This window comes from Frankia canadensis, from assembly GCF_900197875.1.
Classification (GTDB): domain Bacteria; phylum Actinomycetota; class Actinomycetes; order Frankiales; family Frankiaceae; genus Frankia; species Frankia canadensis.
This window is the reverse complement of sequence record NZ_FZMO01000129.1, coordinates 1-10,789: the sequence shown is the minus strand read 5'-3', so window position 1 is coordinate 10,789 and position 10,789 is coordinate 1. Positions and strand designations below refer to the sequence as shown.

General features: G+C 74.4%; 8 protein-coding genes and 2 pseudogenes. 4 read left to right on the top strand and 6 right to left on the bottom strand.

Features of this window, described 5'->3' with window-relative positions; genetic code table 11:
* The 4 genes and pseudogenes from C1A33_RS12945 to C1A33_RS12930 all read right to left on the bottom strand — a co-directional run.
* Window positions 1-217: pseudogene (locus tag C1A33_RS12945) on the bottom strand (DUF5685 family protein); the annotation flags it as partial.
* A gap of 186 nt (window positions 218-403) precedes the next feature.
* Window positions 404-1,543, bottom strand: a complete 1,140-nt coding sequence (locus C1A33_RS12940; RefSeq protein WP_243407483.1) for an aminotransferase class V-fold PLP-dependent enzyme — start codon at window positions 1,541-1,543, stop codon at window positions 404-406.
* Window positions 1,544-1,616: 73 nt separating this feature from the next.
* The gene (gene lhgO / locus C1A33_RS12935) at window positions 1,617-2,900 is read right to left on the bottom strand and encodes an L-2-hydroxyglutarate oxidase (protein WP_101831768.1); all 1,284 of its coding nucleotides are present in this window, start codon (window positions 2,898-2,900) and stop codon (window positions 1,617-1,619) included.
* A gap of 118 nt (window positions 2,901-3,018) precedes the next feature.
* The gene (locus C1A33_RS12930) at window positions 3,019-4,848 is read right to left on the bottom strand and encodes a glycoside hydrolase family 15 protein (RefSeq protein ID WP_101831767.1); all 1,830 of its coding nucleotides are present in this window, start codon (window positions 4,846-4,848) and stop codon (window positions 3,019-3,021) included.
* 284 nt (window positions 4,849-5,132) lie between these two features.
* On the opposite strand from C1A33_RS12930, the gene C1A33_RS12925 reads away from it, so the two are divergent.
* Window positions 5,133-5,483 carry a hypothetical protein gene (locus C1A33_RS12925; protein WP_101831770.1) on the top strand — a complete coding sequence of 117 codons (351 nt, stop codon included), beginning with the start codon at window positions 5,133-5,135 and terminating at the stop codon, window positions 5,481-5,483.
* Here the strand turns inward: C1A33_RS12925 and C1A33_RS12920 are convergent.
* Window positions 5,458-5,964: a PGPGW domain-containing protein gene (locus tag C1A33_RS12920; protein ID WP_101831766.1), complete on the bottom strand. Its 507-nt coding sequence runs from the start codon at window positions 5,962-5,964 to the stop codon at window positions 5,458-5,460. The two genes, C1A33_RS12925 and C1A33_RS12920, sit on opposite strands and share 26 nt — an antisense overlap.
* Before the next feature lie 354 nt (window positions 5,965-6,318).
* Between C1A33_RS12920 and C1A33_RS12915 the strand changes: the two genes are divergently transcribed.
* From C1A33_RS12915 to fabI, 3 genes are all read left to right on the top strand, one after another.
* The gene (locus tag C1A33_RS12915; protein ID WP_101831765.1) at window positions 6,319-6,801 is read left to right on the top strand and encodes a cation:proton antiporter regulatory subunit; all 483 of its coding nucleotides are present in this window, start codon (window positions 6,319-6,321) and stop codon (window positions 6,799-6,801) included.
* A gap of 21 nt (window positions 6,802-6,822) precedes the next feature.
* On the top strand, window positions 6,823-8,007 hold the full coding sequence (locus C1A33_RS12910) for a cation:proton antiporter (RefSeq protein WP_101831764.1): 1,185 nt from the start codon (window positions 6,823-6,825) through the stop codon (window positions 8,005-8,007).
* A 131-nt stretch (window positions 8,008-8,138) separates the two neighbouring features.
* Complete coding sequence (gene fabI, locus C1A33_RS12905; protein WP_101831763.1) at window positions 8,139-8,912, top strand: enoyl-ACP reductase FabI; 774 nt, start codon at window positions 8,139-8,141, stop codon at window positions 8,910-8,912.
* Window positions 8,913-8,934: 22 nt separating this feature from the next.
* On the opposite strand, the pseudogene C1A33_RS12900 reads toward fabI, so the two are convergent.
* Window positions 8,935-10,789 (bottom strand): annotated as a pseudogene (locus C1A33_RS12900) (pyruvate dehydrogenase); the annotation flags it as partial.

Genomic DNA, 10,789 nt, shown 5'->3' with positions numbered 1-10,789 from the left:
GCCGCATCCCCCGCAGCGGGCAGGGCCCCGCCAGCCGCCGCCCGCCCGCCCCGCCGGTGGTCCCGGCAGCGGGGCCGGTCTGCGCGGCGACGAGCGCCGAGACGAGCACCGCGTCGACATTGGTCGCCAGCCGGGCCCACTGACCATGACGATCACGCAGGGTCAGGCAGAGCCCGCACAGATGCGACATCCACGCCTCGCGGAGCTCCGGCGACATTCGTCCCCGGCAGGGACGCACCACACCGAACATCCCCGCACTTTCTCAGACCCGCGCCGATCTGTGGGCGTCGCGTTCGCGACCACGCACGCCGGTCCGGTGGGTCTGTTCCCGCGGGAACGCGCCGTCTTGGCGGTATGGCGGTGATCCGGGCTCGGGTGGTGCCCGAGGATCGTGGCCGACATGTCAGGTGGAAGTGGCGGCAAGGGCGGCGGCGAGGCGGTCGAGGTCGGTGGGGTCGTTGTAGGCGTGGGCGCTGGCCCGCAGCAGGGGGCCGTCGAGGTCGCGGGCGCGGGCGGCGGGGATGGCGCTGGTGAGGATCCGGGCGTCCCGGTAGAGGCGGTCGCGGGTGGCCGCCGGGTCGGCGCCGGGTGGCGGGCGCAGGGTGATGATGCCGCTCGCAGAGTCGGCCTCCTCGCGGACCTGCCAGCCGCCGGCGCCGTCGAGGACGCGCCGTCCGTGGGCGGCGAGTGCGGCGATCCGCGCCCGGAGCGCCGGTGGATCGTCCGCGGCGTAGGCGACGAGCGCCCGGGCGAGGCCGACGCGCGCGGCCACCGACGCCTCGCCGACCCCGAGCCGCGCGACGCCGGGCAGCGGCTCGGGCGCGCCGCCGTCGGCCGCCCGGCGCGCGTTGTGCAGGCTGGGCGCGGCCAGGCCGAGCCGGTCGGCGACGCCTGCCCGCAGCGCGACGAACCCGGCGCCCCGCGGCCCGCGCAGCCACTTGCGGGACGTGCCCACGTAGGCGTCGGCGCCGATGCCGGTGGTGTCGACCTGGCCCAGCGACTGGGCGACGTCGACGACGAGGGGGACGCCGGCCGCGGCGCAGCGCCGCCCGATCTCGGCGGCCGGCTGCACGATCCCGCGCTGGCTGGGCACCTGGGGGAACACGACGAGGTCGAGGCGGTCCAGGCCGAAACCGTCGAGACGGTCGAGGTCCACCGTGCCGGCCGGGTCGACGGGCAGGTCGAGCAGGTCGAGCCCGGCCCGCGCGGCGCACGCCTCGAGCACGAGCCGGTTGGAGCCGTACTCGCTCGGCACGACCCCGACGCGACCCCCGCGGGCGGGCAGCGGCCAGGCGCCCAGCAGGGTGGCGAACGCGGCACTGGCGCCGTGATGCCAGGCGATGCCGTCCGGGTCGAGGTCGGGCCCGAGCAGTGCGGCCAGCGCCTCCAGGCCCGCCCGCAGTGTGTCGGCGGCCTCCAGCTCGGCGACGTAGGCGCCGTGCTCGCCTTCGGCGCGCAGGAACGCCGCCTGCGCCTCGACGGTGGCCGGACTCGGGCGCGCCGCTCCGGCGGCGTCCAGATGGATGATCCCGGCTTCGCCCACCGCATCAGGATCGCATCCCACCCGCCCCAGGCGGGCGGTCATCGCCGCGGCCGGGTCAGGCGCCGCGGCCGGGTCAGGCGGTGCGGTCGGGGACGACCTTGGCGACGATGTGCTCGGCGATCGCGAGCGAGGCGGTGGCGCCGGGGGAGGGGGCGTTGCGTACGTGCAGCACCCGGCCGCTGTGGGCGAGGACGAAGTCGTCGACGAGGCTGCCGTCGCGGGCGACGGCCTGCGCGCGCACGCCGGCGGGGCCGCGAACGACGTCGGCGGGCCGCAGTTCGGGGACGTAGCGGCGGGCCTCGGCGACGAACGCCCGGCGGCTGACCGTGCGCAGCATCTCCTTGGCGCCGGTCTTCCAGTGGGTGCGGGCCATCTGGTGGAAGCCCGGCCAGGTGAGGGTGCGGCGCAGGTCGGCGCCGTGCAGCGTGCCGACCGTGTAGCCCTCGCGGGCGGTGGCGAGCACGGCGTTGGGGCCGACGAGCACCTCGCCGTCGATGCGCTTGGTCAGGTGGATGCCGAGGAACGGGTAGCGCGGGTCCGGCACCGGGTAGATCAGCCCGCGGACGAGGTCACGCCGCTCGGGCCGCAGCAGCCAGTAGTCGCCGCGGAACGGCACGATCTGCGGGGACGGGTCCTCCCCGGTGAGCGTGGCGACCAGGTCCGACTGCAGGCCGGCGCAGGTGATGAGCAGGTCGAACGGGCCGACCCGCTCGGTGACGGCGCTGACCCGCCCGCCGTCGTGCGCGGCGACCTCGTGGTTGCCGTTGGGACGGGCGCGGGCCGAGGCGCGCACGGTCACCCGCAGGTGCACGCCGTCGGGCCGCTCGTCCACGCCGATCACCTCGGCGCCGGTGCGCACCGCCCCGCCGGCGGCCTCGATCTCCGTGCGCAGCGCGCGGGCGACACCGGGGTAGTCGACGATCGCGGTGGTGGGGGAGTGCAGCGCGGCGACGCCGCGGGCGTGCGGCTCGATCTGGCGCAGCTCGGCCGCGTCGAGCATCCGGGTGCCCGGCACGCCGTTGGCCTCGGCCCGCTTCTCGATGGTGGCGAGGCGCTCCAGCTCGCTGTCGTCGACGGCGACGACGACCTTGCCGCATTCCTCGTAGCGGATGTCGTGCGCCTCGCAGAACTCGCGCAGCAGCCCGACGCCGCGCCGGCACAGCGTCGCCTTCAGCGAGCCGGGCACGTAGTAGAGGCCGGCGTGGACGACGCCGCTGTTGCGCCCGGTCTGGTGGCGGGCGACGTCGGTCTCCTTCTCGAAGACGGTCACCGTCGCGCCCGGTTCGACCTGACCGAGCCGCCGAGCCACCGCCAGCCCGAGAATGCCGCCACCGATCACCGCGATGCACCCCGCCACACCCGCCCCCTGTCCGTGTCCCTACCCGTCCGTCGTACCGGACCAGTATCGGCGTGCTCGCCGCGGACCCGTCCGAGGGTCCGCCCGAGCCCCGCCGCTCAGCCGAAGAACTGGCCGCTCAGCCGAAGAAGTGGCCGGGCGGGTGCGCCCGGTCGGTGCGCGAGCGCGGGACGCCGCGCAGCGCGTCGGTGAGCGTGCGGGCCGTGTTCACCAGCGGGACGTGGCTGAACGCCTGCGGGAAGTTGCCGGTCATCCGACCGAGCCGCGGGTCGTACTCCTCGGCGAGCAGGCCGACGTCGTTGCGCAGCGACAGCAACCGCTCGAACAGCTCCTGCGCCTCGTCCACCCGCCCGGACAGCGCGTAGTTGTCGGCGAGCCAGAACGTGCAGGCGAGGAACGCGCCCTCGCCGGCGGGCAGGCCGTCGACGGCGCCGTCCTCGGCGGTCGGGTAGCGCAGCACGAACCCGTCCTCCATCAGCTCGCGTTCGATGGAGGCGACGGTGCCGACGACCCGCGGGTCGGTCGCCGGCAGGAAGCCGACCAGCGGCATGTACAGCAGCGCCGCGTCGAGCTCCTTGGAGCCGTAGAACTGGGTGAAGGTGCCCCGGTCCTGGTCGAAGCCGCGGGAACAGACCTCGGTGTGGATCTCGTCGCGCAGCGCCGACCAGCGGTCCACCGGGCCCGGCAGGCCCGACTCGATGATGCCGCGCACCGCGCGGTCGGCGGCCACCCAGGCCATCACCTTGGAGTGGACGAAGTGCCGGCGCGGGCCGCGGACCTCCCAGATGCCCTCGTCGGTCTTGCGCCAGCCGGTCTCGAGGAAGTCCATCAGCTTGGTCTGCAGCGGCCAGGAGTCGTCGCCGTGCCCGGCGGTGGCGACCCGGGCGACGTGCAGCGCGTCGAGGACCTCGCCGTACACGTCGAGCTGGAACTGGTCGACGGCGGCGTTGCCGACCCGCACGGGGGAGGAGTTCTCGTAGCCGGCGAGCCACGGCACCTCGTACTCGGGCAGCCGGCGCTCCCCGGCCACCCCGTACATGATCTGGACCCGGGACGGGTCGCCGGCGACCGCGCGCAGCAGCCATTCCCGCCAGGCCGTCGCCTCGGAGGTGAAGCCGGCGTCGAGCAGGGCGAGCAGGGTGATCGTCGCGTCGCGCAGCCAGCAGTAGCGGTAGTCCCAGTTGCGCACGCCGCCGATGTGCTCGGGCAGCGACGTGGTGACGGCGGCGACGATCCCCCCGGTGGGCGCGTAGGTCAGCGCCTTCAGCGTGATCAGCGAGCGGCGCACCGCCGGCTGCCACTGGCCGTCGTAGGTGCAGCCGGCCATCCAGTCCGACCACCACGCCTCGGTCAGGGTGATCATGCGCCGGACGTCGTGCGGCGGCGGCGGCGACTGGTGCGACGGCGTCCACGTCAGCGAGAAGGGGACGGACTGGCCGGCGGCGACGCTGAACTCCGCGTAGGTGGCCATGTCGTGCCCCTCCATCGGGGCGGTGGTGCGCAGCGTCACAGCGTCCGGGCCGGCGATGGCACTGATGGTGTGCTCGTCGACGCGGCGCACCCACGGCACGATCGAGCCGTAGTCGAAGCGGAACCGGGTCTCCGAGCGCATCCGCACCGCGCCCTCGAGGCACTCGACCAGGCGCAGCACGGTGTGCGTGCCGTTGTGCGGGTACATGGCGTCGACGATGCGCACGGTGCCCGACGCGGTGGTCATGTCCGTCTCCAGCACCAGGGTGTCGCCCCGGTAGCGGCGGCTGACGCCGAGCACCGGCTCGACCGGCGCGATCTGCCAGTGGCCGTCGTCCGGATCGCCGAGCAGCGCGGCGAAACAGGACGGCGAGTCGAACCGGGGCAGGCACAGCCAGTCGATCGACCCTGTCCGTGCCACGAGCGCCGCGGAGTGGGTATCGCCTATCAGCGCGTAGTCCTCGATCAGGGATGGCACGACCTGTCCTCGCTCTCTCGCTCCGATGGTGGGTGGCCCGTCGTTGGGCCGGATCGTGGGCGGGCGCCCGCCGGTCGACGGCGTGTATCGCTGTTCGACGGTGTGGGTCGCTGTGCCTCACAAAGGCGTTCACCATACGGACCGCGCGGGGCGGCTACGTTGGGGGTCCGGACTTCGCGGTGGTCCACCCGTTATCCGGACCAGATTTTCTTCCCCGATGTGACAGGAATCACGACGTGGCCGAATCGTGGCAGAGCGGCATCACCCGCGCGCTGCGTTACCTGATGGATCCGCGGCGTCGCACCGCCGTCGTCGCTATCACCCTGGCCGGCATCGGCCTGATCGTCTTCGGGGTGTACGCCTCCACCAGCGGGCCGCCGCCGCAGCAGGAGGCGGTCGTCTACTTCAGCCCGGACGCGACGAAGGCGCAGAAGGACGCCGTGCGGGCCGCGTGCCCCTCGGTCGGCAAGGCCATCCAGGAACCGCCGGATCGCAACAACCTGGCCAGCAGCCGGGTGTACCCGCTGCGCTACGACGTCGCCCGGGCGTCGACGGCCGACCGGGCCGCGATCTACGCCTGCGTGCACCGCCAGGCCGGCGTCGTGGGCATCAACCAGGAGACCCAGGGCCAGTAGCCGCGCGGTCGGAGTGCGCCGCGCGGTCGGGGTGATCGCGCCGTTCGAGCAGCTCGGCCGGGGTCGGTTCGCCGGCGAGGCGGGCCTGGCGCGCCTGCCAGAGACTGACGATCATCGTGCTCAGGACGACCAGGCCGCTGAAGATCAGGCTCCCGCCGGTCCACGGCGACGACGCGGGCAGGCTGTCGACGACGATCCACGCCACGCCCGCCGAGACCATGCCGATCCCGAAGACGATCGTGAAGGCCGAGGACAGCGCGTTGGCGGCGGCCTGGTCGGCGAGGTCGGCGGCCTTGCGCCGGGCCTGCTCGAAGCGCCGCCGCGCCCACTCGTACTCGAGGCTCAGCACGAAGAAGCCAAGAGCGATCACGAGGAAGCCCGGTCCGGGCAGCGCGAGCATCGCGACGCCGACCCCGAGGATGGCGACGCCGAGCACGGTCAGCGCGATCCGGCGCAGCAGATGGGCACTTCGGTTCAGCACGGTGGGCGCTCTCCCTCGGTCTCGCCTGGACGTCCCGGTTCCGGGCGGTCTGGGGATCGGCGTCGCGGAACGCCGCTGTCACTTTGACCGTTCCAACGCGCAGTGGTGGGTAATCGTCGCCGGGCCAGCGGTTCCGGCGAGGTGACCTCGGCCGCTTCCGGCCCCGTGACGGCGAGGTAGCGCAGCGAACTCGGTGACTCGCCGTCGGTGTCGGGTATGTGGCGAGGGGCGACGGCGGTGCCGTGGCAAGGATCGCGGACGGTCGTTGGCTAGGGTGACGAAGGCGGCTCACCTGGAGGTATGCGGGTGTCCGCCACGGGATGAAACGGGCGCCGTCGCTCGGAAAGGGCTGTTGTGGATATCGAGGAGACCGCGCTTCCCGGCATCGGGCTGCGGCACGACTTCCAGACCCGCAGTGGGCGCCGCCTCGGGGTGGTGTCCCATCACCACGGTCGGCGTGAACTCGTGATCTACGATGCGGAGGACAGCGACGCCACCCGCGAGTGCGTGCCGCTGACCGCGGAGGAGAGCGACGCGCTGTCCGAACTGCTCGGCGCGCCGCACATCGTCGAGAAGCTCACCGACATCAGCAAGGCGTTCGCCGGCCTGGTCGGCGATCAGATCGCCATCCAGCCCGACTCCCCGTACGCGGGCCGCCCGCTGGGCGACACGCAGGCCCGCACCCGGACGGGCGCGTCCATCGTCGCCGTCGTGCGCGACCAGATCGTGCACGCCTCACCGCGACCGGACTTCCGGTTCGAGGTGGGCGACATCGTGGTCGTCGTCGGGACCCCGGAGAACACGGCGAGCGTCGCCGCGTTGCTCCGCACCGGTTGACGAGCTGGTTGGCCGAAACGAGTGCACTCCACACCCACCACCTTTCTCGAGCTCGGCGGAGTCCTGTTCTCCCTGGGCATCCTTGGCCATCTGGCGATGCGCGGCGGCATCTCCCCGATCCCCCTGTACCTGCTCGGCGGCCTGGCCTTCGGGCACGGCGGCCTGCTGCCACTGGGCGCCAGTGAGGAGTTCATCGAGGTCGGCGCCGAGATCGGCGTCGTCCTGCTGCTGCTGACCCTGGGCCTCGAGTACACCGCCGAGGAACTGCTGCACGGCCTGCGCGGCAACGCCCCCGCGGGCGTGCTCGACCTGTTGCTCAACGCCACCCCCGGGGTGGTGGCGGCGTTCCTGCTCGGCTGGGGGCCGGTCGCGGCGGTCGTGCTCGGCGGGGTGACGGCCATCTCGTCGTCCGGCATCATCGCGAAGGTCCTCGGGGACCTCGGCCGGCTCGGCAACCGGGAGACGCCGGTGGTGCTGTCCGTCCTCGTGCTCGAGGACCTGGCGATGGCCATCTACCTGCCGGTCCTCACCGCGCTGCTGGCGCACCAGACGATCAGCCGCGGGTCGGTGACCGTCGCGGTCGCGCTCGGGCTGCTCGTCGCGGTCCTGTTCGTCGCCCTGCGCCACAGCGACAAGGTCAGCCGGCTGGTGTTCAACCCGAAGGCCGACCGCAACGACGAGATCCTGCTGCTGCGGGTGCTCGGCCTCGCCCTGCTGGTGGCCGGGATCGCGCAGCGCCTGCAGGTCTCCTCGGCGGTCGGCGCCTTCCTCGTCGGGATCGCCCTGTCCGGGCCGGTCGTCGAGGGGGCGCAGGAGGTGCTCAGCCCGCTGCGCGACCTGTTCGCGGCGGTGTTCTTCGTCTTCTTCGGCATGCAGACCGACCCGGCGCAGATCCCCTCGGCGCTGCTCGCCGGCTCGCTGCTGGCGCTGGCCGGCGTCGCGACGAAGGTTTTCACCGGCTGGTGGGCCGCGCGGCGCGCCGGGATCGGCACCATGGGTCGCTTCCGCGCCGGCGCGGCGCTCGTCGCCCGCGGCGAGTTCTCCATCGTGATCGCCGGCCTCGCCGTCGCCGCCGGCATCGAACCGAAACTCGGGCCCCTCGCCGCCTGCTATGTGCTGCTCATGGCGATCATCGGCCCGCTCGCCGCCCGTTTCGTCGAGCCGGTCACCCGCGCCGGCCGCCGCCGTCTCGCCGCCCGCGGCTGATGCCACGTTGTCCGAGCATGTGGTCCGAGCCGGACGAGGGGTCCCGCGTCGGTCCAGGTCAGTGGGGCGAGGCCGGACTTGCTGGACCACGGATACCCGCGGGGCCGCCGATGTTTGGCAGGATGCGGGCCATGAGCGGACTTCTCGAAGGTAAGCGGATCCTCGTCACGGGGGTCCTCACCGAGGCGTCGATCGCCTTCAGTGTCGCCCGCATCGCCCAGGAACAGGGCGCCCGGGTGGTTCTCTCCGGCTTCGGCCGTGGCCTGTCCCTGACCCGCCGCATCGCGAAGCGGCTGCCCACCGAGGCGCCCGTCGTCGAACTCGACGTCACCGACGAGGAGCAGCTCGCGGCCCTCGCCGAGCGCGTCCTCGAACACGTCGACGGCCTTGACGGCGTACTGCACGCGATCGGCTTCGCCCCCGAGTCGGTGCTCGGCGGCAAGCCGTTCGTCGAGGCGGCGTGGTCCGAGGTCGGCACGGCGCTGCAGGTCTCGACCTGGTCGCTGGCGTCGCTGACCCGCGCGACGCTGCCGTTGTTCGGCGAGCGGGCGTCAGTCGTCGGCCTCGACTTCGACGCCTCGGTGGCCTGGCCGTCCTACGACTGGATGGGCGTCGCCAAGGCCGGGCTCGCCTCCGCGGCCCGCTACCTCGCCCGCGACCTCGGCCCCCGCGGCGTGCGGGTGAACCTGGTCGCCGCCGGCCCGCTGCGGACGATGGCGGCCAAGAGCATCCCCGGCTTCAGCCAGTTCGAGGATGTCTGGGACGGCCGCGCGCCGCTGGGCTGGAGCGTCCACGACACCACCCCGGCCGCCCAGGCCTGCGTGGCGCTGCTGTCCGACTGGTTCCCCGCGACCACCGGCGAGACCGTCCACGTCGACGGCGGGGTGCACGCCGTCGGCGTCTGACCCGCGCCGCCGGTCCGCCGGATCAGCGGCCGGCAGCCTCGTCGAGCAGGTCCAGGGCGGTGCCGATGATCGTGTCGGCCGGCACGGGCTCGGCGTCGGCGGCCGGCGGCGAGCCCGGCGGCGGCGCCGCCGAGCCGAGCGTGGAGATCGGGTCACCGTGCACCCCGGCGAGGAAGCTCAGCGCGCGGGGGTCACCGTCGACGACGGTGACGATCGGGGTGCGCCGCTCGGCCGGGAACAGCTCGGCGAGCAGCGCGTCGGACCCCTCGGCCAGGCCGCGGCGGGCCTGCAGGGCGTGGAAGACCGCGTTCGGCGACGTCAGGCACACCACGCTGACCTCGCGGCCCAGCCCCGCCCGCAGCCGTGCCGCGGCGAGCTGCACCTCCGGCAGGACCGGCCCGACGCCGACCAGGGTGATCACGGCGTCCGGGCCGCCCTCGTGCAGCCGGTAGCCGCCGGCGAGCACCAGGGCGCGGCGGCGGCGCCGGGCGTCCGGGTCCGCCGGCAGCTCGGCGAGGCGCTGGTCCACCGGCCGGGCGGACAACCGGACGAGGCTGGACGCGCCGTCGAGGCGGGCGAGGCGGTCGAGCCCGGCGAGCAGGCACCAGGCCGTGTCGTCGGCGAACGCCGGGATCCAGGTGGTCGCGACCGCGGTGGGCACCCCGTCGCCGCCGTTCCAGGCCAGCGCGCGTGACGCCGCGTCGAACCCGGTGTCGGCCACCGCGAGCACCGACCGGGCGTCGGTGGCGCCGGCGGCGAGCCATCCCGGGAGCACCCGCCCCGCACTCACCTCGTCGGCGACGCCGATCGGCAGCAGCGGCAGGCCCTGCCGGCTCCACGCCACCCCCAGCGACCCCAGCACCCCGCCGAACGCCGCCGCCGACAGCCCGCCGGCGACATGCCGCCCGCTCACCCGCCGGCCGCCATGGTCCGCCACGACCTCGACCGCGCCACGGTCGGCCGCGCCCGCGGGCCCGTCGGGGCCGGCGGCGAGCCAGCCGGCGAGCACCGGGTCGGCCGCGCGGGTGCTGACCGTGACGACGGCGGCGGCCGTCGCCGGGGCGAGGGCCGGCAGATCGCGCAACAGCAGTCCGAACGCCGCCTGCGTGGAGATCCACGCCGGGAACGCGCGGCCGGTGTGCGCAGGGACGGGCGCCGGGTCACGCGGCGCCGTCGGCGCCCGGTCCAGGTAGGCGGCCACATGCCGGGCCAGCCGGCGGGCGCCCGAGCTCCACGGCAGCGGCCCCAGACCGTCCCCGGCCGGGCGGACAGCCAGGTCGGCGCGCCGCGCCACCACGGCCGCGGGCACGTCCGGGCCGGCCTCGACGGGAACACCCGCCCGGGACGCCGCGACACCGTCGACCACGGCGACATCCCCTCCGTCCACGTCCGTGTCCGCCGCATCCGCATCCACCGCATCCGCGTCGCCGGCGCTGATCACGGCGGCCGCGGGGCCCTGCTCGGTGACGGCGGGTGCCGGCTGGTCGGGAGCGTGGAGGAGGTCGTCGGTGTAGGCGAACAGCACGGTCGGGCGGTCGGCGGCGACCTCGTCGAAGGCGTCGATGAGCAGCGGGATGTCGTGGCCGCCGAGGTCACGCAGGCAGGCGAGGATCTCGTCGTCGCCCATCGTGTCGAGCAGGCGGCTCACCCCCGCGCCGGCCGCCCCCGGGCCGGCCAGCCGGCGTCGCAGCTCAGTACCCCGTAGGTGCAGCAGGTCCTGGTACTCCGCCGGGCTGAGCTGGTCGAGTCGGGACGTCAGTGCCTGCCCGCCGGGGGCGCGCAGCAACGCGCCGAGCCGGCGGCCGTGGCGCACCGTGAGCACCTGCCAGCCCGCCGCCTCGAACATCCGCGCCGCCCGCCCGGGCCGTCGACAAGCG

Excerpts from the sequence above, each read along its gene's own strand:
- C1A33_RS12925 (WP_101831770.1), top strand. The coding sequence starts at position 5,133 with ATGGATCCGCGGCGTCGCACCGCCGTCGTCGCTATCACCCTGGCCGGC.
- fabI (WP_101831763.1), top strand. The coding sequence starts at position 8,139 with ATGAGCGGACTTCTCGAAGGTAAGCGGATCCTCGTCACGGGGGTCCTC.